This is a genomic window from Sporomusa termitida (genome assembly GCF_007641255.1).
In the GTDB taxonomy this organism is placed as follows: domain Bacteria; phylum Bacillota; class Negativicutes; order Sporomusales; family Sporomusaceae; genus Sporomusa; species Sporomusa termitida.
In genome coordinates this window covers 195,774-221,176 of record NZ_CP036259.1, presented here as the reverse complement: position 1 = coordinate 221,176, position 25,403 = coordinate 195,774, and the positions used below count along the sequence as shown (strand labels likewise).

General features: G+C 50.0%; 23 protein-coding genes. 8 read left to right on the top strand and 15 right to left on the bottom strand.

Features of this window, described 5'->3' with window-relative positions; all coding sequences use genetic code 11:
* Positions 1 to 88 precede the first annotated feature (88 nt).
* A complete protein-coding gene (locus SPTER_RS01100; RefSeq protein ID WP_144352686.1) occupies positions 89 to 1,777 on the bottom strand; it encodes a methyl-accepting chemotaxis protein in 1,689 nt (562 codons plus the stop codon).
* Positions 1,778 to 2,078: 301 nt separating this feature from the next.
* Here SPTER_RS01100 and SPTER_RS01095 point away from each other — a divergent pair, with 301 nt between their 5' ends.
* Entirely contained in the window at positions 2,079 to 2,627 is a 549-nt protein-coding gene (locus SPTER_RS01095; RefSeq protein WP_144348670.1) for a site-specific integrase, read from the top strand.
* 243 nt (positions 2,628 to 2,870) lie between these two features.
* Here the strand turns inward: SPTER_RS01095 and SPTER_RS01090 are convergent, their stop codons facing one another.
* On the bottom strand, positions 2,871 to 3,689 hold the full coding sequence (locus tag SPTER_RS01090; protein WP_144348669.1) for an RMD1 family protein: 819 nt from the start codon (positions 3,687 to 3,689) through the stop codon (positions 2,871 to 2,873).
* Between the two features lie 197 nt (positions 3,690 to 3,886).
* Here SPTER_RS01090 and SPTER_RS01085 point away from each other — a divergent pair, with 197 nt between their 5' ends.
* Positions 3,887 to 4,306 carry a CBS domain-containing protein gene (locus SPTER_RS01085; protein WP_144348668.1) on the top strand — a complete coding sequence of 140 codons (420 nt, stop codon included), beginning with the start codon at positions 3,887 to 3,889 and terminating at the stop codon, positions 4,304 to 4,306.
* Positions 4,307 to 4,352: 46 nt separating this feature from the next.
* On the opposite strand, the gene SPTER_RS01080 is transcribed toward SPTER_RS01085, so the two are convergent.
* The 9 genes from SPTER_RS01080 to SPTER_RS01040 all read right to left on the bottom strand — a co-directional run bounded on the left by SPTER_RS01080 (position 4,353) and on the right by SPTER_RS01040 (position 12,936).
* Positions 4,353 to 5,591: a M20 family metallo-hydrolase gene (locus SPTER_RS01080; RefSeq protein WP_144348667.1), complete on the bottom strand. Its 1,239-nt coding sequence runs from the start codon at positions 5,589 to 5,591 to the stop codon at positions 4,353 to 4,355.
* A gap of 360 nt (positions 5,592 to 5,951) precedes the next feature.
* The gene (locus tag SPTER_RS01075) at positions 5,952 to 6,638 is read right to left on the bottom strand and encodes a P-loop NTPase family protein (protein WP_144348666.1); all 687 of its coding nucleotides are present in this window, start codon (positions 6,636 to 6,638) and stop codon (positions 5,952 to 5,954) included.
* Positions 6,639 to 6,764: 126 nt separating this feature from the next.
* On the bottom strand, positions 6,765 to 7,313 hold the full coding sequence (locus SPTER_RS01070; RefSeq protein WP_246105434.1) for a 2-oxoacid:ferredoxin oxidoreductase subunit gamma family protein: 549 nt from the start codon (positions 7,311 to 7,313) through the stop codon (positions 6,765 to 6,767).
* Positions 7,310 to 8,059 carry a thiamine pyrophosphate-dependent enzyme gene (locus SPTER_RS01065; RefSeq protein ID WP_144348665.1) on the bottom strand — a complete coding sequence of 250 codons (750 nt, stop codon included), beginning with the start codon at positions 8,057 to 8,059 and terminating at the stop codon, positions 7,310 to 7,312. The genes SPTER_RS01070 and SPTER_RS01065 overlap by 4 nt, the downstream gene beginning before the upstream one ends.
* 1 nt (position 8,060) lies before the next feature.
* On the bottom strand, positions 8,061 to 9,125 hold the full coding sequence (locus SPTER_RS01060; RefSeq protein WP_144348664.1) for a 3-methyl-2-oxobutanoate dehydrogenase subunit VorB: 1,065 nt from the start codon (positions 9,123 to 9,125) through the stop codon (positions 8,061 to 8,063).
* A gap of 18 nt (positions 9,126 to 9,143) precedes the next feature.
* Positions 9,144 to 9,347 carry a 4Fe-4S dicluster domain-containing protein gene (locus SPTER_RS01055; RefSeq protein ID WP_144348663.1) on the bottom strand — a complete coding sequence of 68 codons (204 nt, stop codon included), beginning with the start codon at positions 9,345 to 9,347 and terminating at the stop codon, positions 9,144 to 9,146.
* A gap of 73 nt (positions 9,348 to 9,420) precedes the next feature.
* Entirely contained in the window at positions 9,421 to 10,323 is a 903-nt protein-coding gene (locus tag SPTER_RS01050) for a hydroxymethylglutaryl-CoA lyase (protein WP_144348662.1), read from the bottom strand.
* Between the two features lie 42 nt (positions 10,324 to 10,365).
* Positions 10,366 to 11,574: a CaiB/BaiF CoA transferase family protein gene (locus SPTER_RS01045; protein ID WP_246105433.1), complete on the bottom strand. Its 1,209-nt coding sequence runs from the start codon at positions 11,572 to 11,574 to the stop codon at positions 10,366 to 10,368.
* A gap of 39 nt (positions 11,575 to 11,613) precedes the next feature.
* Positions 11,614 to 12,936: an MFS transporter gene (locus SPTER_RS01040; RefSeq protein WP_144348661.1), complete on the bottom strand. Its 1,323-nt coding sequence runs from the start codon at positions 12,934 to 12,936 to the stop codon at positions 11,614 to 11,616.
* A gap of 631 nt (positions 12,937 to 13,567) precedes the next feature.
* On the opposite strand from SPTER_RS01040, the gene SPTER_RS01035 reads away from it, so the two are divergent.
* The 3 genes from SPTER_RS01035 to SPTER_RS01025 all read left to right on the top strand — a co-directional run bounded on the left by SPTER_RS01035 (position 13,568) and on the right by SPTER_RS01025 (position 17,372).
* Positions 13,568 to 14,410, top strand: a complete 843-nt coding sequence (locus SPTER_RS01035) for a methyl-accepting chemotaxis protein (RefSeq protein WP_144348660.1) — start codon at positions 13,568 to 13,570, stop codon at positions 14,408 to 14,410.
* Between the two features lie 111 nt (positions 14,411 to 14,521).
* Entirely contained in the window at positions 14,522 to 16,429 is a 1,908-nt protein-coding gene (locus tag SPTER_RS01030; RefSeq protein ID WP_170233088.1) for a sigma 54-interacting transcriptional regulator, read from the top strand.
* A gap of 64 nt (positions 16,430 to 16,493) precedes the next feature.
* Positions 16,494 to 17,372 (top strand): AEC family transporter, encoded by an 879-nt coding sequence (locus SPTER_RS01025; protein ID WP_144348658.1) that lies wholly within the window; start codon positions 16,494 to 16,496, stop codon positions 17,370 to 17,372.
* 42 nt (positions 17,373 to 17,414) lie between these two features.
* On the opposite strand, the gene SPTER_RS01020 is transcribed toward SPTER_RS01025, so the two are convergent.
* The 4 genes from SPTER_RS01020 to SPTER_RS25810 all read right to left on the bottom strand — a co-directional run bounded on the left by SPTER_RS01020 (position 17,415) and on the right by SPTER_RS25810 (position 20,618).
* A complete protein-coding gene (locus SPTER_RS01020; RefSeq protein WP_144348657.1) occupies positions 17,415 to 18,923 on the bottom strand; it encodes a GGDEF domain-containing protein in 1,509 nt (502 codons plus the stop codon).
* Between the two features lie 197 nt (positions 18,924 to 19,120).
* On the bottom strand, positions 19,121 to 19,411 hold the full coding sequence (locus SPTER_RS01015) for a hypothetical protein (RefSeq protein ID WP_144348656.1): 291 nt from the start codon (positions 19,409 to 19,411) through the stop codon (positions 19,121 to 19,123).
* Positions 19,412 to 19,508: 97 nt separating this feature from the next.
* Complete coding sequence (gene rnk / locus SPTER_RS01010) at positions 19,509 to 19,955, bottom strand: nucleoside diphosphate kinase regulator (protein WP_246105432.1); 447 nt, start codon at positions 19,953 to 19,955, stop codon at positions 19,509 to 19,511.
* 423 nt (positions 19,956 to 20,378) lie between these two features.
* On the bottom strand, positions 20,379 to 20,618 hold the full coding sequence (locus tag SPTER_RS25810) for a group II intron maturase-specific domain-containing protein (RefSeq protein WP_144348655.1): 240 nt from the start codon (positions 20,616 to 20,618) through the stop codon (positions 20,379 to 20,381).
* An 883-nt stretch (positions 20,619 to 21,501) separates the two neighbouring features.
* Here SPTER_RS25810 and SPTER_RS00995 point away from each other — a divergent pair.
* From SPTER_RS00995 to SPTER_RS00985, 3 genes are all read left to right on the top strand, one after another.
* The gene (locus SPTER_RS00995) at positions 21,502 to 22,686 is read left to right on the top strand and encodes an MFS transporter (RefSeq protein ID WP_144348654.1); all 1,185 of its coding nucleotides are present in this window, start codon (positions 21,502 to 21,504) and stop codon (positions 22,684 to 22,686) included.
* Between the two features lie 50 nt (positions 22,687 to 22,736).
* The gene (locus tag SPTER_RS00990) at positions 22,737 to 24,101 is read left to right on the top strand and encodes a uroporphyrinogen decarboxylase family protein (protein ID WP_144348653.1); all 1,365 of its coding nucleotides are present in this window, start codon (positions 22,737 to 22,739) and stop codon (positions 24,099 to 24,101) included.
* 150 nt (positions 24,102 to 24,251) lie between these two features.
* Positions 24,252 to 25,244, top strand: coding sequence for a D-cysteine desulfhydrase family protein (locus SPTER_RS00985; RefSeq protein WP_144348652.1), 993 nt, complete (start codon positions 24,252 to 24,254; stop codon positions 25,242 to 25,244).
* Positions 25,245 to 25,403 lie beyond the last annotated feature (159 nt).

Here is a 25,403-nt window from a genome sequence, read left to right as displayed (position 1 = left end):
GGCAGCACTTTACCTGTAACTTGAAAAAGCACCTTGTAAAAGCCGGCTTCAGCAGCCGCTCTTTTGAGGTGCTTTTTTCTGTCAGTAACTACACCCGGAATTTAGTCACTGCTGTTTGCAAATCCTGCGCCAGTGATGCCAGGGCCTGGCTGGAGGTGGCAATTTCCTCCATAGACGCCAGTTGTTCCTCGGTAGCTGCCGAGACTCCCTGCGACTCGCCGGCGGACTTTTTACTAAGATCGTCAATCTTCTTAACTGAGGCCACAATCTGTTGACTGCCTGTAGCCATTTGCTGAATCGCCGCGGAGATTTCCTTTACCTGATCAGATACCTGATCCACTACCGCCATAATGTCTTTAAAGGCGCTCCCGGCGGCATTAACCACCTCGGTTCCCTGCCGGACTTCCTGCGTACCTTCATTCATCGCCACTACCGCTTTTTCGGTATCTCCCTGGATCTCGCCGATGAGTTCGGCTATCTTCTTGGCCGCCTCCTGGGATTGTTCAGCCAGTTTCCGCACCTCTTCCGCCACCACGGCAAAACCCCGGCCCTGCTCGCCGGCCCGGGCCGCCTCAATGGCAGCATTTAACGCCAGCAGATTAGTCTGGCCGGCAATACCGGAAATAGTGTCCACAATCTGGCCAATCTCCCGGGAGCGCTCGCCCAGCTTAACAACTACCCGGGCAGAGGTATTGACAGTATCCTCAATTTGTTTCATCTGACTGACTGCTTTTCCCACTTCTTGGTCACCATTTTTGGCTTTATCCGCGGCCTGAGCCGACTGATCAGATACCTGATTGGCATTGGCGGCAATCTGTTGAATCCCCGCCGCCATCTGCTCCACAACGGCCGAGGTTTCATTGGCTGCTTCCATTTGGGCCGTAGCCCCGGCCGCTACATCGGTAATTGCGGTAGCAATCTGGTTGGAGGCCTGAGCCGATTGCTCAGCATTAGCCGTAAGCTCCTCACTAGCGGCGGCTACCTGCTCGGCATTGATGGTTACTTGCCTGATCAAATCCTTAAGCTGCAATACCATCGTATTAAAAGCTGAAGCCAGCTGACCAATCTCATCCTGCCGCTCAATTTTTACATTCTCCGTCAGGTCGCCGGCTGCAACCTTCCGGGCTGCCACGGCCAGGGCATTAACCGGCCGGGATATGCTGCGGGCTGCCAAAAAGCCGATAATAATTCCAATTATCGTAGCAAGCACAGCTGCAATAATTGCTGCCGTCTCCGCCTGCCGGGCATTGGCAACAGCCCCGTCCAGGGCATCATTAATTTGTTTGGTTCTGAACTTAGTATGTTCTATAAGCTGGGCATCAAGCTGCTGGGAAATAGGCCCCATTTCTTCAGTCATGACTTTGAGGGCTTCATCGCGCTTACCGGCCTGGATCAACGGAATAAACTTCGTTTCCGCCAGTTCTGTATATTTACTATCCAAAGCTTTAGTTTCCTCTGCATGTTTACGGCCTTCTTCGGAGACAACCGACATCCTGATCAGTTCCTCTTCATTGGCAGTCGACGCCTTACTGGCTTGCTGCCAGGCATCATAAAACTGGCGATCACCGTAAATAAACCAGCCCCGCAGATACGCTACCTGGGATGTGGCATTATAAGTAATTTCATTCGTTTGCAATAACAGGGGCAGCATTGTATTTTTGAGCTCAAGATTTTCGCTCACAGCATCATCCACCATCCATATTGTGTACATAAATCCGCCGGCGGCCACTGCTACCACCAGTAAAAAGTAAATAATCATTTTTGTCGCTAAATTCATCTTCATAGTTCCCGCTCCTAAATTACTAGAAACGGCTTCGCCTCCTTTTATTTCGCAACATTACCCGCCATCCGGCTCACTGTCAATTAGGTCTGTCTGCTCTACGCAACACGTTTCCTAGCTGTCGTTAGCAATAACCCCCTGCAACCAAAACCCCCTCCGAGCTTTACTATCATGATATTTAGCCCATTTCTAAAGAAGTAATGTAACACAATTGATTTGTGTTACATTTTTTTGGCCTTATGATGGTAAGTTATTATATAATTACATAGTTAGAAACATTATGAGGATGTGAGACGCCATGGAATATGTTGAACCGATTCGCGATAAGCAGCAAATTGATGCCGTAAAAAATTATTTAAAAAAGCAGAACTTGCGTGACTATCTTCTTTTTGTTCTAGGGATTAATAGCGGTTTAAGGATCTCTGACTTATTGGTTTTAAAAATAAGTGATGTAAAAACAAAGGATAGGGTGATCATTCGCGAAAAGAAAACAGGCAAAAAAAAGGATTTTCCACTTTCTGATACCTGTAAAAAGACAATAAATGAATATCTTGCCAATATTAGCAGCGACAACGACTGGCTCTTTAAAAGCAAAAAAGGCGAGCAGCCGATTACTCGCATTCAGGCCTACCGGATCATGAACCGGGCTGCCCGGGCCGTAGGAATTCATGGCGCTATCGGCACACACACATTAAGAAAAACCTTTGGCTACTGGGCCTATAAGAGTGGTGCAGACGTAACAAAAATTCAAAAACTGCTTAACCATTCGGCTCCCAGCGTGACCTTGGCCTACATAGGCATTACCAAGGACGAGTTAGATAATATATATATCAACTTAAATTTGTAAATAAAATAGCAAATTTTGATAAAAAAAGAGGAAAAATGGTGAAAATCGCGTATTTTATATATTAGTTTAGTTTAAAACGTGTAACACAAATCAATTGTGTTACCATAATTGGTCAGCAACAGTTCCGAAAAAGGCGTACTTTAACAGTAAGTCCATGGACTTCATAAATACATTTTTGTTTACACACAAAAACAGCTGCTTGCCGTTACAGACAACAGCTGTTTTCATGTTTTATCCGGCTAATCACCGGAAAAACATGTCGTACAGTGACAAAATTATTTCAATAAAAATTAAAATGATAATCGCCCATTCCAGCCGTGTGCCGCGTTTGGCATGTACCAGATTGGAAAACGCCTCTGTAATATCAAGCAGGATCTCAGTCTTTTGCCGGAGTTTTTCATAACGGTCTTTCAGCTCAAAAACCACCGACAGTTCATCATATAAAGCTGCTGCCTCCTCATTGCTCCAGGTAATATCAGGATTATCCAGCAGCATGATATAAGAAATAGTATTAAGTTTGAAGCTAAGGATATTAGCTGACATCTTGGCCAGCTCCTCATCCGAGACCCCCAGTTCGCCACGGTTTAGATTGTTAACGACATTCTCAATCCGGTCAAGCAAGGTATCTACCTGGATTTCATTTTTCTCTAAAGAAACAGATTTAGCCAGAATGATGGCGACAATGTCCAGCTGATAATCACTTGGAACACTGTCAATCATATAATCGTTATTGATTGCCGGCGTCTCATCAGGGCTAATCTCCAGTTTGTAATCATCCTCATAGGCAAAAACATTAACATCATTAATTTCCGGTTCCAGTTTTTTTATATATTTGACAACATCCATGATTTGATGATGCTGGAAATTGATAAATACCATGCTGCCGAAGTAAAAGATATAAATGATTTTATCTTCGGTATCGTTGACAATGCCTTGCAGCTGCTCGCCTTTAAGCACCAGGAAATCTTCCCATTTGTACTTGCGGCTGATACCAAAATGCTGGGAAATTTTATTCAGGTTTAATTCTTTACATAATACAATGGCCTTAAACTCAGACGTCATGAAAATACCCTCACTTTAATTAAATAACACCTTCTATTGTTATTGACCGATTAAATAAATTGAAGAAAATGGATTATCTCTATTATACTCGAAGTTTTACCAGATAGTAAGTGTTGAACAAGTATATGCAGACGAAGGGAAACTAAATTGGATGTTGAATATAAAATACTAGTAAGCTACTGGAGGAGAGAATTCCCATGAATATAACTTTTTTCCTCATTCCCAAAAATGAAGTAATCCATTTGCCGGTAAATTGTACTATGCGACAGGCACTCGAGAAAATGGAATACCACCGTTATACGGCAGTACCACTTATAGATAGCCAGGGAAAATATGCCGGTACCATTACTGAAGGCGATCTGCTGTGGACAATGAAAAATACCCCGGAGTTAACCTTTCCCGGCACAGAGCGCATTATGATCAAGGATATTCCCCAGCGCATGACCAATACACCGGTACGAATTAATGCCGAAATAGAGGATCTGCTGTCGCTGGCAATTGTGCAAAACTTTGTCCCGGTAGTTGATGACAGCGGTATTTTTATCGGCATTATTCGCCGCCGGGAGATTATCGAATACTATACAAAGCTGCCGGCCTCAAATGAATATAGCATCTAAATGATTTTTCCAATAGAAAAACCGTCCGGATCCGGACGGTTTTTTTCTATAGCGGCCCTGCTTCTGCCAGCTGCCTGATCGCCGCCAGCAAAACCTCAGTCCCGGCGGTAATATCGCCGGGCTCGGCCCATTCGGCCGGGTTATGGCTAATCCCGCCCCGGCACGGAATAAAGATCATACCGGTAGGTGCCATTTTCGCCAGGTGCATGGCATCATGGCCGGCACCGCTTGGCATTGTCATACAGTCCAGCTGCAGCTCGCCACAGATCCCCTGCAGCCGGCTTACCATCTCAGCCGGCAGTTGTACAGGCTCTTCATTGCCAACAATCTCCAGCTTAACGGCCACACCCCGCCGCACCTGCATTTTTTCGATTTCGCGGCCGAGTTTATCAACCAGCCGTTGTTTGCTGTCCTGAGAAATGCTGCGGATATCAATGCCCAGCTCTACCTGGCCGGGAATAACATTCATAACGCCGGGCTCGGCTTTGACAATGCCTGTTGTACCGACAGTTCCCCACGCCATCTCCGCCCAGGCTAGCTGCTCAACAAGTAAAATAAGTTCAGCCCCGGCGGCCAGTGCATCCTGCCGCAGATTCATGGGGGTGGCACCGGAATGATCGGCCTGGCCGCTAATGCTGGCCCGTATCCGGGTTGGCGCGGCAATGCCGGTTACAATCCCAATTAAGCTGTTGGCCTTCTCCAGGACCTTGCCTTGCTCAATATGCAGCTCCAAAAAAGCCTTAATCGGTGAGGAATAACGCGCTTCCCCTATCGCTGCCGGGGAAAGTCCCCTGCTGCGCATAGCATCGGCCAGCGTAATCCCTGCCTTATCCCGCAGTTGCAAAGCACCAGCAGGCAGGGTGCCGGCAAAAGCCTTGCTGCCAACGGTAGCTAACCCGAAGCGGCTGGATTCCTCGGCAGCAAATACCACCACCTCAATAGGGTGCTCGGTCCTGATCCCCGCCTCAGACAACACCTGTACTGCTTCAATGGCGCCCAGAACCCCGACAAGACCGTCAAAATTGCCGCCATTGGGAACACTGTCAATATGGGAACCGGCCATAACCGGCGGGGCGGCCGGATTACGCCCTTCCCGCCGGCCAATCAGGTTGCCGGCGGCATCGCAGCGGACCTGCAGACCGGCCTGCTCCATAAGCTGGATGGCCAAAGAGCGCGCCTGCCAGTCAGCATCACTGTAAGCCAGCCTGGTAATACCGCCTTCCCTGGTCGCACCAATGGCAGCAAATTTATGCAGATTAGCCTGCAACCGTTTACTTGATACCAACTATATCCCCTCCCTGATGGAAAAAAGACACCTGGCGGGTAACCCGCAAGGCGCCTTGCTATTTCTATTTTACTATCATACACCGGTTTATGTAACTTTGCAAGCAAAACCGCGGCAAAATTCCTTACTTTTGTAATAAAGCACAACAAACCGCTAATCTATAATGTCAGCCTTGTCAGGCGGGCAATGACGGTTCATAACAGTATCCAGCCGCCCCGGCCAGGGAACCGTCTTCCATTTCAGCCTGCCTGCCCGCCCGGACGCCTCTCAATAGCCAGTTCCAAGCTTTTAAGACAAATTCAACAACTGGGGTATGAGTATAATTCCCGCATAATCAGCAAAAAGTTCTCGCACCGATTGCTAACCCTGCCAGTGAAACCGGTTATAGGGGTGCAGGCTGAATACCGGATATAGCGTATCCACCTGGCCGGCCAGCCACTCCGGCACCACAATGCAGGTAACAGGCAGAGCCAGGCGGGCGGCCACCGCCTCCACCAGGATGATGCCGGCCCGGACATGCTCAACAGTTGTTTCAGCCCCCAGGTTGGCATTGCTGACCAGTCCGGCCATCTTCAGCCCCGACACCCCCTCAATTCTCTGCAGCATGGCAATAACACCGTCCACAGTATTGGTGAACGGACGGTAACCATTGACGACCAGCAGCGCCTGGTACGGATTAGCGGCAAACCGCTGCTGAAACTGGGCCAGCACAATAGCCGCTTCCCCCCCGCCAACATCCATAACAACCTGGTAATCCTGCCGGGATAGCACCCGACTCAGATCATGGGGCAATACCGGCAGCTCAGCCTGGGCAAAGCGTTGATCGGCCGCAATAACCTCGACCCCGTTGGCTGTTAATAGTGCTCTATGGTCGCGGGTATGAAAAAAGGGCTTTACCAGATCCATATCGACAATGGCTGTCTTATAACCAAGCTGCCTGGTTTGCAGAGCCCAGTTGATTGCCAGCTCGGTCTTGCCGCTGCCGAACTCCCCCAGAAAAACCTTGATCCGCGCGCCCTGTTGTAAAAAATTACTGCCAGCCTGCATGGCCGCACCCCCTTACATATTTTTACTGTGCCATAGTTTCCGGCCGCAAAAGAACAGCCGGGGTACGGTGCTGCCACCTGCCCCCGGCTATAACCCAAACGCTATAGTAAGCTGTTGATCCTGCTGCTATTGTTTGTGATCAAGCACAAACTGCCGGCCGCGCAGCACAGCCTGCATATTCGGTTCAACCACTTCCGGTTTTTTGGCGAAATTTTTGGCTAAGGTCGCCCGGACCGCATCAAGCGGAACCATATCGGTCGCCCCAATCAGCGCCCCCAGGGCAATCATATTGGCGTACCGGGCATTACCGGCCGCCAGCGCCAGTTCATTTAACGGCACATAATAGGCCTCAACATCGGTGCGGGTCACAGGCTCCCCGATCAGCGATTGATTGACAATCACCACGCCGCCGGCCCGGACGGACGGTGCATATTTATCAAGAGACGGCTTATTCATAGCTACAAACAGGGTTGGCTGGGCAATCACCGGCGAACCGATGGCCGCCGGCGAAACAATGACCGAGCACGCTGCCGTGCCGCCCCGCATCTCCGGCCCGTAAGCAGGCATCCAGGATACCTCTTTGCCTGCCAGCATGCCTGCATAGGCTACCAGACGGCCAATCAGTAATACACCTTGTCCACCAAAACCCGCACACAGCACTTCATGGGTCATCATTGCTTGCCCTCCTCATCCTTATACACTCCCAGAGGGAAGTACGGCATCATGCTTTCTTCAACAAATTGATTGGCTTTTACCGGACTCAGGCCCCAGTTGGTCGGACAGGTTGACAAAACCTCCACCAGGGTAAAACCGTCACCTCTGATTTGCCGGGTAAACGCTTCCTTAATGGCCGCCTTGGCTTTATTGACATTAGCCGGTTTGTTAACAGCAACCCGGGCAATATATTTAGGCCCGTCCAGGGTAGCCAGCATCTCCGCTACCCGGATCGGCCGGCCGGCTTCCGCATTTTTCCGGCCAAAAGGCGAGGTGGCGGTCACTTGTCCCTCCAGGGTTGTGGGCGCCATCTGACCACCGGTCATGCCATAGATCGCATTATTGACAAAAATTGTGGTAATCTTTTCACCCCGCATGGCGGCATGAACAATTTCCGCACAGCCGATAGCTGCCAGGTCGCCATCCCCCTGGTACGTCAGAACCACCGCCTCCGGGTGTACCCGCTTTACAGCCGACGCTACCGCCGGGGCCCGCCCGTGAGCGGCCTGAATGGTATCCATTGCGAAATAGTTATGAGCCAGCACCGAACAGCCGACAGGCTCAACCAGGATGCCTTTGTCCAGTACGCCAAGCTCATCCAGGACCTCGGCCACCAGCCGGTGAATAATACCATGATGGCAACCAGGACAATAATGGGTTGATGCCTCTGTAAGGCCCGGGGTTATCGCAAACAGCTTCTCCTGCATCCTAGTTACCTCCCTTGTTTACAATCTCTACAATCTGTTGATACAGCTCTTCGGTAGAAGGAATGTTGCCGCCTGTCCGGCCATAGAAATAAACCGGCTTCCGGCAGCGGATTGCCAGTTCGACATCTTCAATCATCTGGCCGGTGCTCAGTTCAGATACCAGAAAGGCTTTGGCGGTCCCGGCAACCCGCAGCAGATCGGCGGCGGGGAATGGCCACAGCGTAACCGGACGCAGCAACCCGACTTTCAACCCCTGGGCGCGGGCTTTTTCCATCGCCGATTTCGCAATCCGGGCGGTTATGCCATAAGCGACAAGCACCACATCGGCATCATCGGTGAAAAACTCCTCACACCGTGTTTCCTGCCGGCTGATCAGGTCATATTTTTGCTTCAGGTCCCGATTGGTCTGCTCGGAGGCGTCTTTGTCAAAGGAAAGGGTATTGACCACATTGGTTTCCTTTCGTCCCTGCCGTCCGGTCACAGCCCAGGGCTTCGCCACCGGCGGAGCTGTTTTAACATTCAGGGAAACGGCCTCCATCATCTGTCCCAGCGCCCCGTCAGCCAGAATAAGCACCGGCATCCGGTATTTATCGGCAAGATCAAAGCCTTCCACTGTCAAATCAAATAATTCCTGCACACTGTTAGGGGCCAGGACCAGCAGGCGATAGTCGCCATGGCCGCCGCCTTTGGTAGCCTGAAAATAGTCGGCCTGACCCGGCTGAATAGTGCCAAGACCGGGGCCGCCCCGCTGGACATTGACCAGCAGGCAGGGAAGCTCGGCAGCGGCAATATAAGAGATGCCTTCCTGCTTGAGGCTAAACCCGGGGCTTGAGGATGAAGTCATGGCCCGCGCTCCGGCTGCGGCCGCGCCATAAACCATATTAATGGCCGCCACTTCGCTTTCCGCCTGCAGGAACACGCCGCCTACGGCCGGCAGTTTTTTGGCCATATATTCAGGCAGCTCGCTTTGCGGCGTTATCGGATAACCGAAGTAATAGCGGCAGCCGGCGCGGATGGCCGCTTCCCCGATCGCCTCATTGCCCTTGATCAATATCTTTTCACTCATCTTCTTCTCTCCCAATGTTTATTTATGGATTTCAATTACGCTATCAGGGCACATTTTAGCGCACATCATACAGCCGATGCAGGCTGCCTCGTCCTGGCAGCGAACGATATTGTAGCCTTTGCCGTTAAAAGTCTCACCAAGCTCCAGAATTTTCTTGGGACAAGCCTGCACACACATTTCACAAGCCTTGCATTTCTCGCCGTTAAATACCGGTCTGGGCATATTGCACCTCCTTTCTCTAAAAACAGTCAGCGCTCCGTCCATCCGCCCCACCGCAAGGAAAGGAGGATACAAATTATTGTTGAGGGCAGGCCACACGGGCCATATGGCCCACAGGCAAAATGCCCAGCTTAGCTTCGATAAAATGGGCTACCTGAATAATCTTTTCATAATCGAGGCCTGTGTCCACCCCCAGCTTGTGCAGCATATTGACCAGGTCCTCGGTCGCAATATTGCCGGCGGCACCGGGGGCAAAGGGGCAGCCGCCCAGCCCGAACGCCGAGCCCTCAAACCGCGTCACACCAAAATTCAGGGCTGTTAACACATTGGCCAGCCCCATGCCCTGCGTGTCATGAATATGCAGGATAAACGAAAGCTGCGGATACTTCACCCGTACCAGACTCAGCAGGGCATCCATCTGCCGGGGGCTGGCCGTACCAATGGTATCGGCCAGCAAAAATTCGTCAGCTCCGGCCGCCAGGCCGGCTTCAATCAGTTTGACCACCTGCGCCGGCGCCACGGCCCCGGCAAAAGGGCAGTCAAAGGCAGTGGCAATCGCCAAGCGCACTTTACGGTCGGCTTTGATCTTGCAAACCTCGGCAAAAGCGGCAATAGACTGCTCAATGGTTTGCCGGGTATTTTCCAGGTTGTGCTTCTCACTGGCCGAAGCAACGAAAGTAATCGCGTCGGCCCCGGCTTCAATCGCCCGTTTCGCCCCAAACAGGTTAGGCGCCAGGGCGATAAAACCGACCTTGCTGCCATGACGGGCTTTAACCGTCGTCAATACCTCAGCCGCATCCGCCATTTGCGGAATCGCCCGGGGATGGACAAACGAAGTTGCTTCAATCCAGTTAAAGCCACAATCCACTAATTGATCAATAATGGCTATTTTTACCTCAGTCGGGATTGGTGTTTTTATATTCTGGAGGCCGTCCCGGGGGCAAACCTCGATAATTTCAACTTTTTCAGGAAGCTGCATACGATCGCCTCTTTCACATTACTTTTCGGACACACTTATTTGCTAAATTACGCCTGCGGCCTTTAATTCGGCCAATTGCTGTTCATCCAGGCCCAATAATTCCTGGTAGACGGCAAGGTTATCCTGCCCCAGCGCCGGCGAGGGGGTTCTGACAGTAGCCGGGGTGCCTGACAGTTTAAACGGGCTGCCGGTAACCGTCACTTTGCCGGCAATGGGATGCTCCTGGTCAACAAACATCTCCCGGTCCTGGGAAATATGGGGATCAGCCACGACCTGAGCCACATCATACACCGGGGCGGCCGGTATGCCTGCGCCCAGGCAGGCGTCAACAACCTCGCTGGCGGTTTTGGTCCTGGACCACTCCTCAATCTCCCGTTTTACCGCAACATGATTTTGTATCCGGTCGCGGATGCGAAGGTACTCAGGTAATTCCGCGATGGCCGGTTTCTCCATCAGGCTGCACAGTATCTGCCAGAATTTATCATTAGCCGCCCCGATCACACAACTGCCGTCTTTGCACTCAAAGGAATCATACGGATAAGTTGATTCATAGCGGTTGCCGATGCGCTTGGGAATGCTGCCGTCAGCCAGATACAGCATATTAACATTGCCCATAGCGGCAATGGCCGAGTCTACCAGCGCCACATCGACTTTCTGGCCCAGACCGGTTATATGCCGGCCCTGCAAAGCCGCCAGTATGCCAATTGTCATATACAGCCCGCCTAATACATCGCCGGTGGCCGTACCGGTCCGGGTGGGAGGTGAGTCAGGCCAGCCGGTGGTGCTCATCAGCCCGCTCATGGCCTGGGCGATAATATCATAGCCGGGCCGGTCTTTATAGCGGCCATAATGGCCAAAGCCGGAGATGCAGCCATAAATAATTCTGGGGTTAAGCTCCTTCAGCACGTCATAACCAAGTCCCAGTTTTTCCATTGTCCCCGGACGATAGTTTTCTGTAACGACATCGGCTTTTTTAACCATTTCTTTGAACATCTCTTTGGCCTTAGGGTCCTTCAGGTTCAGAGAAATGCCTTTTTTGTTGCGGTTATTGGTAATATAGTAAATACTTTCACCATTTCTGAACGGTCCGAAATGGCGGGTGTCATCTCCCTTTTTCGGTTCCTCGATTTTGATGACATTGGCCCCCATATCGGCCAACATCATCGTACTGAAAGGGCCTGCCAAAACCCGTGTTAGGTCAAGTACTGTAATTCCTTGTAAAGCTCCTGGCATAGTTGAATTTTCCAACATCCCTATTCCTCCTCTGATTGATTCTAATTATTTAAATAGTTAAGCCCGTTCTAACGGGTCTTCCACAGGTTCAACAATTGTGGCCACAACAGCCAGGCAGATCAATGAACCAATGGCCAAAGACAAAAACACCGCATCCCAGTTGAACTTGTCCAGGATCATCCCCACAAACAGCGGGGCACCGGCACCGCCAAGCTGACCGCCGGTATTGACAATACCGAAAGCAACCGGATAGGTTTCTTTATTGGTACGGCCCATTGGATACACCATAAACGCCGAATACCCCAAGGCAAGCAGAACACCGGTAATAAACAACAGAAAAGCCAGGGCATAAGGGTCAGCCGGTGCATTAATCAGCGAATACATCATAATCGTTGTTGACAGGGCGGTAATCATCATGAGCGGTTTACGGCGCTTATTTAAAACATTGTCCGACACCCAGCCGCCGAAGAAATTGCCGACAACCGTCCCGGCAAAAGGCGCGGCCGAAACAAAAGCTGTTTTCATAATCGCAAATTGTTTGACTGTTACGAGATAGGTCGGCAGCCAGGACATCAGTACACTGACAATACCAACCATAAAGAAATAACCGCAAGCAGCCCCAAAAATATCCCAGGACCGGAAGACCTGGGCCGAGCTGACAAGGGGCTCGACCTTTTTAGCGCGGACGATTTTATCCAACCACCAGAGTTTGTATTCCCGTTTGTTCCCTTGGTTTTGCTTTACAGTCGCATCAGTAGTCTCATTGGCAATATACTGAGCTTCCGCCGCCGAGACAAACCGGCTCTCAGCTGGTTTGTCAGCGACCAGAAAGAACCAGACAATCGCCAGCAGCATTCCCGGGATCATAAAGAAGTAGAAAATCTCCCGCCAGCCCCAGACCGAGATAATCCAGGCGCACAGCGGCGGAACAATCAGGGGCCCGAGTTTGGAACCGGCCAGAAAAATGCCGGAAGCCGTGCCTTTCTCTTTAGCCGGAAACCAACTGTTGATTGTCGCCGTACAAGCAATGGCAACCGGCGCTTCGGCAACGCCAACCCCCATCCGCAGGGCCTTAAGGGCAAATACAGAATTCGCCATACCAACCATCCCTGTAAATACTGATGTCAGAAGCATGCCCAGGGTAAACATCTTTCTGGCCCCAAACTTCTTGACGAGAAAACCTGACGGAATTTGCAAAGCCGCGTACCCAATAAAAAACAAACTGATGATGGCTCCGGCTTCCGTATTCGACATTGCAAATTCTTTCCGGAGATAAGGCAGTGCAAAACCAATATTTGCCCGGTCGGCATTAGCCACCGTATAGAGAATGAAAAGCAACGCCAATACAAACCAACGATATTTACTTGTCTTACCACTCATTCAAAATCCCTCCTATTGATAATTAGTTACCGTATCGACAACGTCTCTGAGTATGTGGTGTTCTTAGACTGACCAATTATCCCTCCCTCCATCACAAATAGCTCTTGCTCACGCCAATACCATTAGCAAGAATTGTGCCAATCATCTAACTTCCCTAATATAGGCCGTTTTTCGCTGATCTGCAACCGGCAATCAGGCTTATATCTGAGCCTCCTGCGCCAGCATTAGGCTCGCCTGTGAACTTCGCCCGGTAAAAGCTGCGCTGCCTCTCCAGGTTAGCCTAGCTTCAAATTCACTCTCGTTAATCGGCCGAAGATCGGCAAAGTTAAAAAAACCAGCTCATATGCGAGCCTGAAATTGGCTAATTCAGGCTCACATATGAGCTAACATGTGCAAAAATGACTGTGGGCAGTACAGCATAACCAGGAGTTTTTAGCTTACAGCCAGTGAATACTTAGCTTTTTTTCAAGCCATTAAACTGATTAAAAACATTAATATTCTGTTATTTTCGCCAGGAGCCCGCCTCAATCCCGATTGTTTCGCAAGCGGGAGCAGGCTTATTCTCTGAATATTGGCATAAAAATTGCATTAAAATTATATAATTAGGAAGTATTAACCTGGAGGAAAAATAATGCAACCCAACACTAAAGAAGATATCCTGGCCTCCGTTTTGCGCACTTACCCAATTTTTCTGCAGACCCTCCCCTATAATATCGGCGTAACCATTACTGACCGGGAAAAATACCTGGCCTTTGTGCCGCCTGAAAACCTTAATCTGCAAATCCCGGTAGGCCAGCCGATCCGGGAAGGCAGCTTAGTTGACAGGGCTATGAAGGAACAACGGAAAATTTTTATGAAAGTGGATAAATCAGCCCGTGGCCTGCCTTATATTGGCTGTGCAAACCCGATTATCGACAATGGCGGCGAGGTGGTAGGCGCCTATGCCATCTCCCTGCCTGTCGATAAATATGAAAAGACCCGGGAAATGTCCACCGAACTTCACAGGCAGATGCGCTGCATCGCCGCAACCTGTGAAAACGTGGCTGCCCAGGCCGAAGAAATTGCCGCCGTCATTAAAACACTATTGCAAATAGTTCAGGGTTCACAGACATATGCTAAGAATACGGGAGATTTGTTATTCTCCCTGAAAGAAATTGTCAGTCAGACCAACCTGCTGGGGTTAAATGCCAGTATTGAAGCAGCAAGAGCCGGAAAATTCGGACAAGGGTTTCACGTCGTTGCTGCAGAAATGAGAAAACTTGCCGGCCAGGGAGCTGAATCCGTAAAAAGCGGCGTTACCACCGTCGGTATGATTCAGTCCAACAGCACCAGAATTACAGCTGAGGTGCACACCGTCGACCAGGCCGTAACCGTGATAGCCAATGCCATGACGAACCTGTCTGCCGTTAGCCAGCAAGTTTGTGTGCTGGCTAATGAGTTGGACCTTGTCACCAAAGAATTGAACGATCTCTAATGATTGGATAAAAGAATATTGATATCACTGCCTAAGCAGCTATCTGAATTTTTACAGCCACAGCACATCAGCAGCACCGTTTGCTCACTATTTATGAAAGGGCGGGGTATTGTGAATCGTATTGTCTTTGTTTCTCCTTACCGGGATTTATCCACTCTGGCACAATCCGTCGCAGCCGGGATCGACTTAGAGGTTGAGTTTTATGAAGGCTGGCTGGAAGAGGCCGCCGAAATACTCCGGAAACTGGAGGGTCCCCCCGTTGATGTAATCATCAGCCGGGGCGGAACGGCCAAGTATCTGGCCAACACCTTCACAGTCCCGGTTGTCCGGGTCAACACCAGTCCTTATGATATTCTGGAAGGGTTAGACGAAGCCAGGCAGATTAATAAAAATATTGCCATAACCACCTTCGACGCCCCGCTGCTGGGACTGGATCTCATGGAAAAAGTCCTTGGCATTTCCATTACCGAACTTTTGTTTCACAGCCTGGAAGATCTGGAGGAAAAAGTGCGGGCTCTTGCCCATTCAGGCGAGTATTGCGTTGTCGGTGGAGGACCGTCTGTGCAGTACGCAAAGAATTACGGGCTGGCTAACGTTTTTCTCCGGACAAACCGGACCACACTGCACTCCGCTTTTCTGGAGGCCGACAAGCTGGCAACCCTGCGCAAGGAGGAATCACGCAAGTCACGCCGCCTGGAGGCCATACTTGATGCAACTTATGACGGAATCATTGCTGTTGATGCCAGCGGGGCAGTGGAGATCTTTAATCAGGCCGCCGAAAAAGTGCTTGAACTCGATGCCGCCAGTGTCATCGGTAAAAACATCGCCGATGTTGTCCCCAACTCCCGCCTGGATCACATCCTCCGGACAGGTCTGGCTGAAATCGGCGAACTGCAGGATACCGGGCACGCCCGGATCTTCACCAACAGGGTACCGGTCAAATGCGACTCGGAAATTGTGGGCGCAGTAGCCACCTTTCAGGAATCATCCAAAGTGGTACAAGCCGAGAATAAAATCCGCAAAGAATTAACAGGCAACAGCCAGTTTAGGGCTAAGGCCACCTTCTCAGACATCATCGGTGTATCCAAAATTTTGGCAGTTAAGAAAAAAGTGGCGGCAAACTTTGCCCAGTCCGACCTGACGATCCTGCTCTACGGTGCTTCCGGCACCGGCAAAGAGCTGTTTGCCCAGAGTATCCATAATGCCAGCGAACGCTATGCCAATCCCTTTGTGGCCGTCAACTGCGGTGCCCTGCCTCCCACCCTGCTGGAAAGCGAACTGTTCGGTTACGAGGAGGGAGCCTTTACCGGCGCCCGCCGCAAAGGCAAATACGGCTTGTTTGAACTGGCGCACTGCGGCACAATCTTTCTCGATGAAATTGACGCCCTGCCCCTGGAGGTGCAGGGACGATTTCTGCGTGTGCTGCAGGAGCGGGAGGTCCTGCGGATTGGCGGTGAATCCATTATTCCTGTAAATATCCGGGTTATCGCCGCCTCCAATAAAAGTCCGGAAGATTTATTAAACAAAAATATGATCAGGGAGGACCTGTTTTACCGGCTTAATGTACTGTGGTTAGAGGTTCCGACCCTGTCGGAACGGCGGGAAGACATTAAACATCTTTGTGAACACTTTTTGCCCCCCGGCAAGAAACAGCAGCTGTTGCCGATTATCGCCAAAACACTGCCTTACCTGGAAAAATACAGCTGGCCCGGCAATGTCCGTGAACTGCAAAACATTGTGCAGCGGTTTGCCTTCTTCGTCGATTCCTTTGCACAGGAGCAGGATATCGAAGGCTATCTGCAATTAGTAGCCCCCAATATTTTAAGCGCATTGTCAATCCCGCCGGTTGACGACAGCCATCAGATTCGCCCGCAGGTAAAAGATCTTGAGCATGAATTGATCCTCAGGGCGGTTGCCGAACACGACACGCTGGAAAAAGCAGCGGCCTATCTGGGCATCGGCCGGTCAACACTGACCCGCAAACTAAAAAGCATTCGTGAAAAGCAGCTAACAATCTAAGAAATGAAGGTGGTTCCCGCTGGTTCTCCTGGACATCCTTGAGCAGGTTATCTTCCCGGTAATTGTGCTGGTCGGGCTGGGAATCATCCTGCACCGGACCTTTAATTTTGAGATGAGGACATTTTCCAAGCTTCTCTTTTATTACTACATTCCCGCCCTTACTTTTATAAAAATCTACGAGGCAAAAACATCAGCGACACTGTTGCTGCTGGTCTTTGGTTTCCTGGTCATGCAGTTTATTATCCTGTACTCACTTTCCCGGATCATTGCCGGCATCCGCCGACTAAGCAGCCCCATGACGGCCAGTTTCACCAACAGCATTGTCCTTTCGAACAACGGCAACATCGGCATTCCGGTGAATGACCTGGTTTTTCATCACAATCCGCTGGCTATGTCAGTGCAAATGGTGGTTGTGCTCTTTGAAATTTTCGTCACCTTTACCTTTGGTATTCTGAATACCAGCGCCAGCAGCACCGGTTTGCAGCAAACAGCCGTCCGTTTTCTGAAAACACCGGTTTTTTTCTGTTTTGTTGCCGGCCTGAGTTTCAACCTGTTTCATTTGCAGCTGCCGGGCTTTATCTGGACACCGGTCAACACGATCGCCAATGGCATGCTGTCGATGGCGCTGCTCTCGATCGGGGCCCAGATTGCCCGCATAAACCTGAATCAGAACACGGCAACCGTACTAACCAGCAGCTTCATCCGGCTGATTATCGCGCCGGTTATTGGTTTTTTCCTGATCAGCCAGCTCCATTTACAGGGGGTTATCGCCCAGGCATTGTGGATTGCCAGTGCCATGCCAACCTCCCGCAACAGTGCTGCCCTGGCCCTGGAATATAACAATGAGCCCGAATTTGCCGCCCAGGTTGTACTGGTAACCACCTTACTCAGCAGCATCACCTTAACCTTGGTCGTGTATTCGGCAACACTGCTGTTCCCGTAACCGTCAGAAAAAGACAGCCGGCTCACCGGCTGCCTTTTTTTCTTAATAACCCTCTTTATAGGCGGTTACTTTGTTCCTGATCTCCTTACTGATATACAGGGCTTTATCGGCCCGTTCCAGTAAGGCCCCGACCGAATCAGCATTATCGGGATAAACGGCGGTACCAATACTTACCGTGTAACCATGGAAAGATTCTTCACAACGCAGCCGGATTTCCTCAGCCATGAAGGCAATCCGTTCACAGGTACAGTTCCGCACAATAACTGCGAATTCGTCCCCGCCAAACCGGAATACGGCCCGCCCCCCCACGACAGACACAATAATCGCCGCAAATTCTTTCAGCACCTCATCGCCGGCCAGATGCCCCTGCGTATCATTTGTCAGCTTAAAATTATCAATATCCAGAATCATAATGCCGATGCTTTCCAGCGAATTGGCCTTGATCTCACTCTCAATAATACCCAGTATTTTATCAAAAGACCGCCGGTTATACACCTTGGTCAGCTCATCTATATCGGCCGCATCTTCCAGTGCGGCATGCACCTCTTCCAGCTTTTCAATGGTATCATTATAAACCTGAATCATCTCGCTAAATTCGGCTGCATAGCCGTAAGGCGCAATCTTCTTATATTTCCCTTTCCGGACGGCGCTGAAGGCTTCCACCAGTTTATCAAGCGGTTTGGTATAACGGCGCACAGTATAGCTGCCGATCGCAATAATGACAAGAATCACTAAGGAGGATACCGCCAGAATCTCATAAATAATCCTATTGCGCAACAGTGTCATCTCTGCCGCCGGGGTATTCACAATCACAGTCCAGTCCAACCCAGGCACCTTGCTGTAACCAAGATAATAATCGGCACCTGAATCGTACTGCATAATTGCCGAGCCGGTCACGTCCTGCAGCTGCAAAAAATCCCGGCCCTGCTGGCCGATGCGGCTCCTATCGTTATGGTAAACGATAGTCCCCTGTCTGTCTAAAATAGCAATAAACCCGCCCCGGCCGAATGATTTATCATCAAACATGGACGCTAATGTATCGCCATGCAGCCGGACAATGCCAAACACCACCCCGGTAATGCTGCCGTTCTCAATGATGGGAGTTGCAATGGAGATCACTTTCCGCCCGCTCTGGGCTGCAAAAACACCACTGATGTAGGTTTGCCCCTGGATGGCCTGCTGAAAGTAATCCCGCTGGGACACGTCAAAACCGGTCCGGTCCCCGTCCACCCCGCTGGCCAGCAAAACACGGCCTTGTTTGTCAATAATAAAGATCAGATCCAATTCCGGGATAAAAGAATTAACATCATCAAACAACACCTGATTATTTTTAATTTGTTTACTGGTGGCGATCGCCTTCAGCGAAGTCTCAATCTTATTAAAATAAGCAACAAGCTGCTCTCCGACATTAAATGCTGCTTTTTCATTTGTTGCCAAGAATAAAGAATTAGTAGTAGCGATAAACGAGCGCTCAAAAATACCAAACTGAATAAAGCTACTGGCGATAATCAATATACTAAGCAATAGCGTAAACTTATGTAAAAAGCGCATTGCACGACTCCACTCCCGGAAATTTTGACTCTGTATCCGCCTATAAAGCTGCGGTTACAGAAATATATTATATATATATGATTGCTTATTATAACAAATTATACCCGGTTCTGGAAATAAAATTGCCGAGAAAAAACCAGCCGCCCATGCAGCAATTGGGTTGCCGGTTCTCCGCCCGCTTAAGCGCCGGAATCAGGTCAGCTACCACGGAGAGACGGCCTCAGGCCTTCACTTAAGGAAAAAACACAAAGCCGGACAGATACCATACAACTGGCACCAAACAGATATGCGCCGGCAAAGCCGCAATAATGCTTATTAATGATGCCGGCAACCCCGGGCCGGGCATTTGTCCCCCAGCCTAAAAATACCGGAGATAAACCCAATGGCGGAGCAATATAGCGAGGCGGAGCCTGCTGGGACGCGGCCACCTGAACCAGGTCCATGACCCCGGCTTTACTTTCCTTAATTATTCTGCTTTGTCCAGCCATGATTAATGACCTCTGGGCAGCCAGCCAATCAAATAAAAGACCCGATTTTATGATCAGGCCTTTTGCTTAACCGCCGGCACCAGCTGCTAAGCTTGCGTTATAGTTCAAAATTGCCGCTGGCTTCGGGCTGGAATAATATTTCCTTCACCTGCAGGCGAATCAGGCCGCTGGGAATCTCCCAGTTAACCACATCCCCCACCCGGTACCCTAACATCGCCGTTCCGACCGGCGCTAATACCGAAATTTTGTTTTCCGCCAGATCGGCTTCTGCCGGGTAGACCAGTGTCCAGGTCATCTGCTCATCATTATCCAGATCCTGCAGGACCGCCTGGGACCGCATGGTAATCACATCACCGGGGATTTCTTCAGGCTGCACGACAACAGCCTGCTCCAGCTCACGCCCCAGGTTTTGCAGATAATCTTTGTCGCCGACATGGAATTCTTTTTCCAAACCAATCATTTTCAGTAGTTTCTCTTTATCCGAACTGGTAATAAATATGGTTTTTGACACCCGGATCAGCCCTTTCATTGTTATTTTACGCACTCAGCCTGTCCATATATAACAAAGATAGAACGACTACCTGTAATAAGATAGTCGTCATCGTATCCAAACAATGCTGCATAGCTTCTGACATTCAAGTAATATACAGCTGGGAATAATCCAATTATATCCATTATAAGATATTTCTCCTAACAAGTAAAGCTGCAAGCAAGATAACGTATAATTGTCAAGGGGACGGTTCTTTTGACACATAAACCTTTTCACAGGTTTATTTTTATAGTACTGCCCAAACTGTTTTGCCCGGAAAACCAATGGGAAAGCAAGGGGGTAAGTAGCCCGGAGGAGTTCCACCCCCAGGCTCTCTCAGAACCGTACTTGAGCCTCTCAACTCATACGGCTCCCATCATCTAATCATTGGAATAATTCCCATTTGCCAGTGGCTAAAAAGACTAGGTTCACACTGCGCTATTTTTGCCACCAGTTTTGCGCTTGCTTTTGGCGGCCATTGACTCGCTTGTACTTCTTTGCTACCCATCTAATTAAGCTCTGGTTTAATTTTCGCAGGATTGGATACATCGCAGACCTGTAGAAGCGGCCATAGTAGTTAACCCAGCCTCTAATTACTGGATTTACTACTTTGGCTATATCAGCAAGTTCTTTATCGGTTTTCCGGTGAAGTTTCCACCCGCGTATCGTCTGATGCATGGCTTTGCTTGCTTTCCTGCTGACTGCTGGTAAAAAGTTAAGAAACCGCTCTCCCTCTCTTGTTTGAGCGCTTCTTGGCCGAAAGGTGTATCCTAGAAAATCGAATGTTATTTCCTGATTATTCCCTGTACGTTTATTGTCTTTGCAATAAATAATCTTCGTCTTATCTGGATGAAGTTCAAGTCCGCATTCTCTGAATCGCTGGTCTAGTTTACCGAGTAGCTTTTTTTGCCTCTTCTTTGGTTTTGCAGTGGATTATTCCATCATCTGCATATCTTGCCGAATGGCGGTTCGGAGGGCCTTCCTCCATCTCTAGTTAAGCTTAGCGATGCTTGTTGTTCTCAACCATCGCCTTCGTGGCGCACGACAGGTTCCTTGTTTTACATTATCAGAAATAAGGCCCCAAATATTTTGATCACATTATAGGCAGTTGCCGGCTGCTGTAGAATTATAATCAACCCTAAAGCTGTAGATACTACATATAAGAGCTGGCTCAGACTTGCACAAAACGCCGAGATCAGCGCAGCTCTTTGCCTTGAGTTACCCCGCGGCTAATGACATATAAACGTGTTTGGTCCGGGCATCGCCATAACAAAAGGCGCAATTGTAAACACTGGCAGCTCCTGCAAGTCTATCTATGTTCATCAATCTATCGCCTTTGCACTGCCCCCGAATAATGAATTGTCAAGGCCCGGGGAAAAGCAATGTCAAAAGAACCGTCCCCTTGACATGTTCGCTGCCTAATATGAGAAAGTTTAAAATAATTTTAAAATTGGTGCAATGACAGGCAGGAACTTGGGTAATAATGAAGAATACAACTTGTATAGACGTATAGGCGAATACACAAGGAGCTGCAACGAGAGCATAAAAAAGGAGGGAATGTATGGAACGTCAACAAGAGTACAGCCAATATCGTTGGGTAATTATGTTGTTAATGTTTTCCAGTTTTGTCTTAACTTTTCTGGCCCGTTTTGCATGGCCGCCACTCATTCCGGTGGTTGTTCCGGTGCTGAATATGAATATGTCGCAGGCCGGGGCCTACATGATGGCATTTTATATCGGTTATGTAATTACTCAAATACCCGCAGGTATGCTTGCCGACCGGTTTGGAGTACGTACGATTCTCGGTGTCAGTTTAGTGATTGAAGGAATTTCAACCTGGGCCATGGGCTCAATCACCTCTTTTGATATGGGCTTCGTGTTAAGGGTTGTGACCGGCCTGGGGGCAGGCGCAATTATGGCCTGCTGCGCACGGGCGCTAATGGAATGGTTTCCGGCGCACGAAAGAGGAACGGCCTTTGGCTTGCTATTGGCAGCGCCATCCGGCGGGTTACTGCTGGCAAACTATATCGTGCCGACACTCAATGCCCTATTTTCCTGGCAGGGAGCTTTTCAGGGTATTGGTATTGCCACCGCCATCCTGGGGGTATTAATTTACCTGCTGGTCAAGACTTCAGATGAACCCAAAGGGGAAAAGTCATTTTTCGGCGGCTTTAAAGTTTTCTTTGCCAACAGGAATATCGTCCTGGTAGCTGTTGCCGGTTTCTGTCTGATGTGGATGGAATTAGGGGTGGCCACCTGGGCGAATGTGTATATTAAAAACCTTGGCTTTACTGTTAAAGAAGCCGGAACTGTTCTCATCTGGTACAGTGTCGGCGGTGTAATTGCGCCGGTCATATCAGGCTGGGTATCAGACCGGCTGGGCAACCGCAAACATCTGGTAATTGCGGCCTATCTCATCAGTGCCCCTTTAACTGTCTATTTCGGCTCCCAAACCACCCTATCCATGCTGAATATGGCCGGTTTCGTTTACGGCTTCTGCTCCTACCTCGCCAATCCTCATTTAAGCCTTATGGTTTCGGAGTTTGCCGGCAAAGAGTGGGCAGCCACGGCTAACGGCATAACAAACTTTATCTTCCAGCTGGCCTCCATGATTGGCCCCTTGGTACTTGGCGGCGTCATTGACTTAACCGGCAACTTCAGTACTGTCTGGTACATGATGGCGGCCGGTCCGATAGTCGGCATCCTGGCCCTCCTGCCATTACGTCCGCTGACAAACCAGGTATAGCCACCAGGTAGCAGTGCTGATTAAAAATTTATAAAGAAAGAGTGATGTACATGAGCAACGATGTTAAAGAACTTTATGAGGAACGCCTTGGCAGATATCAAAATGCGATTGCCTTGCAACCGGTTGACCGGATTCCCATTGCCATCGGCAGTAATAATTTTGCCGAATCCTATACGGCCAGCCTGCAGGAAGTCATCTATAATCCACAGAAATGGCTGCAGAGCGAGCTGGACTTTGTCCGGGATTTTCCCGAATTTGATGCCCTGCGGAATAATCGCTTCTGGGCCCCCATGTATGATGCGCTGGGGGTCAGAACCTACAAGTTCCCCGGCCGCGACCTGGCTCCCCATGTTGCTACCCAGTTTGTAGAGTCTGAATATATGCTTGCCGACGAATATGATGCCTTAATTGCCAATCCGGGCCAGTTTATGCTGGAAAAATTTTTACCACGGGTATTTAGTGAAATGGACAAAGACTCGGCCCGCTCTCATTTCGCCTTCCTCAAAGCCGGTTTAGCCCAGGGCATGTATGCCGAGATCATGCGCAACAGAAGCATTCAATTACAAAATCAGTGCGGCATGCCGCAACCGGTCACCGGGGCATTTCTCGCTCCCTTTGACGCGATCGGCGATGTGCTGCGCGGTTTGACCGGAGTGCTGCGTGATATCCGCCGCTGCCCTGACAAAGTACTGGAGGCGTGCGATGTTCTGGCCCCCATTATGGCTCGGTTCGCCCTGTCGACGGCAGATCCGCTGCGCCGCTACCCGATATTTGTGCCGACCCATAAGCCCACATTCATGTCGCCTAAACAATTTGACACCTTCTACTGGCCATCGTTTAAGAAAACAATGGAGATGATTATCGCTGCCGGCTATAAAATCAGAATGTATATGGAAGGCGACTGGGGCAAACACTGGCATCATGTGTTAGAGCTGCCGAAAGGCACGATCCTCTGTGATATTGATGACCAGGGAGATATTTTTAAAGCCAAAGAGGATATTGGCCATCATATGTGTATCGCCGGCGGCATTCTCAGCCGGATGTTCATTCTGGGAACACCGGAAGAAATCGATGCCCGGGTCAAACTCCTCTGCGAAAAACTGGGCCCAGGCGGCGGCTACATCATGGGCGGCGGCTGCTATCTGCCAGGAAACTCCAAACCGGAAAACGTCCGGGCCATGGTGGACGCAGTAATGAAATACGGCTGGTATGATAAGAGCATTAAAGCCCGCCCGCTGCCGCCCCTGCCTGTCAGCAGTCAGATACCCGGCTTGGGCGAGCAGCATGTCCTTACCCCCTGGGCGGTTAAGAATGCTGAAATGGGCGGCGTCCTTGGCGATGAGGAGCTTATCCGGAAACCCTGGGAAACTATTGAAGGCATGGCCTTTAACTGGTTATGGTCCTGGTCTATGTAAGTCTATACCCGCAACAAACAAAACCCCTTCTGTCCTATCACGGCAGCAGGGGTTTCCCTTTTTTCGGGCGAGCTGGAAATTATTGATTGACGGTCAGGGGAGAATGAACTATAATCTGCTTAATTTATAATGCATAAGGGGTGAACTCTCATGACCAAAATTCCGGAACGCATAAACCTGGCGAATTTACCTACCCCCATTGACAAGCTGGCGAGATTATCCGCCCAATTAGGCGGCCCCACAATCTATGTGAAACGGGATGACCAAACCGGCAGCGAACTTTCCGGCAATAAGGTCAGAAAGCTGGAGTACGTTATCCATGAAGCACTGCAGCAGGGGGCAGATACGCTGATTACCTGCGGCGGTGTTCAGTCCAACCATTGCCGGGCCACCGCCGCTGCCGCTGCCAGGCTCGGCCTAAAGGCCACCCTGGTATTAAGGGGCAGCCCCGCTGCCGCCGTTGCCGGCAATCTGTTGCTGGACCGGCTGCTGGGAGCTGACATCCGGTGGGTAACCGAGGCTGAGTACCGGGACCACCGGCATGACATTATGGACAATATCAAAGCTGAACTAAGCCGGCAAGGACATAACGCCTATGTCATCCCCGAAGGGGCCTCAAGCGGTCTGGGGGCCTTCGGCTATTATTCCGCCCTGGCGGAAATCATTCGGCAGGAACAGGAACAAAAGGTAAGGTTTGACGCCATAGTAGTAGCCGTCGGCTCAGGCGGAACCTATGCCGGCCTGTTACTGGCCAGGGAACTGCTGCAAACAGAGCATAAGATCATCGGGTTCAATGTCTGCAATGATGCCGCCTATTTCCGGCACGAAGTAGAACAAATACTGCAGGCCAGCAGTGCTTATCTGGCGGCGCCGGTCCCCTTCGCCGCCAGAAATACGCATATTATCGACGGTTATGTTGGCCGCGGTTATGCACTGGGACGGCCGGAGGAAAGACAGTTTATTCATGAATTGGCAAAACTGGAAGGAATCCTGCTGGACCCGGTCTATACAGGCAAGGCCTTCTACGGACTGGTGCAGGAAATAAAAAAAGGCCATTGCCGGGAGCTGAATACCCTCCTGTTTATCCACACCGGCGGTTTATTTGGCCTGTTCCCGCAGGGACACGAATTTGAGCTCGGCTGACTTATGCCGGTCCGAACCAATACCGGCCCCTGAAAAACAGGCTGGGCTGTTTTTCATTTTAATCCATACTATCATTAACGATAGTATGGATTTTTTTACTGTACGGAAGGTAAATGTGCGTACTTTAAAATTCATCAACAAAAGGTTATAATAATGCCA

Coding starts and splice junctions, on each gene's coding strand:
- SPTER_RS00995 (WP_144348654.1), top strand. CDS start 21,502: ATGGAACGTCAACAAGAGTACAGCCAATATCGTTGGGTAATTATGTTG.
- SPTER_RS01075 (WP_144348666.1), bottom strand. CDS start 6,638: ATGCAGGCTGGCAGTAATTTTTTACAACAGGGCGCGCGGATCAAGGTT.
- SPTER_RS01035 (WP_144348660.1), top strand. CDS start 13,568: ATGCAACCCAACACTAAAGAAGATATCCTGGCCTCCGTTTTGCGCACT.
- SPTER_RS00985 (WP_144348652.1), top strand. CDS start 24,252: ATGACCAAAATTCCGGAACGCATAAACCTGGCGAATTTACCTACCCCC.
- SPTER_RS00990 (WP_144348653.1), top strand. CDS start 22,737: ATGAGCAACGATGTTAAAGAACTTTATGAGGAACGCCTTGGCAGATAT.
- SPTER_RS01065 (WP_144348665.1), bottom strand. CDS start 8,059: ATGCAGGAGAAGCTGTTTGCGATAACCCCGGGCCTTACAGAGGCATCA.
- SPTER_RS01090 (WP_144348669.1), bottom strand. CDS start 3,689: ATGACGTCTGAGTTTAAGGCCATTGTATTATGTAAAGAATTAAACCTG.
- SPTER_RS01100 (WP_144352686.1), bottom strand. CDS start 1,777: ATGAATTTAGCGACAAAAATGATTATTTACTTTTTACTGGTGGTAGCA.
- SPTER_RS01040 (WP_144348661.1), bottom strand. CDS start 12,936: ATGAGTGGTAAGACAAGTAAATATCGTTGGTTTGTATTGGCGTTGCTT.
- SPTER_RS01085 (WP_144348668.1), top strand. CDS start 3,887: ATGAATATAACTTTTTTCCTCATTCCCAAAAATGAAGTAATCCATTTG.
- SPTER_RS01020 (WP_144348657.1), bottom strand. CDS start 18,923: ATGCGCTTTTTACATAAGTTTACGCTATTGCTTAGTATATTGATTATC.
- SPTER_RS01050 (WP_144348662.1), bottom strand. CDS start 10,323: ATGCAGCTTCCTGAAAAAGTTGAAATTATCGAGGTTTGCCCCCGGGAC.
- SPTER_RS01095 (WP_144348670.1), top strand. CDS start 2,079: ATGGAATATGTTGAACCGATTCGCGATAAGCAGCAAATTGATGCCGTA.
- SPTER_RS25810 (WP_144348655.1), bottom strand. CDS start 20,618: ATGCATCAGACGATACGCGGGTGGAAACTTCACCGGAAAACCGATAAA.
- SPTER_RS01055 (WP_144348663.1), bottom strand. CDS start 9,347: ATGCCCAGACCGGTATTTAACGGCGAGAAATGCAAGGCTTGTGAAATG.
- SPTER_RS01060 (WP_144348664.1), bottom strand. CDS start 9,125: ATGAGTGAAAAGATATTGATCAAGGGCAATGAGGCGATCGGGGAAGCG.
- SPTER_RS01015 (WP_144348656.1), bottom strand. CDS start 19,411: ATGGCTGGACAAAGCAGAATAATTAAGGAAAGTAAAGCCGGGGTCATG.
- SPTER_RS01045 (WP_246105433.1), bottom strand. CDS start 11,574: ATGTTGGAAAATTCAACTATGCCAGGAGCTTTACAAGGAATTACAGTA.
- SPTER_RS01070 (WP_246105434.1), bottom strand. CDS start 7,313: ATGATGACCCATGAAGTGCTGTGTGCGGGTTTTGGTGGACAAGGTGTA.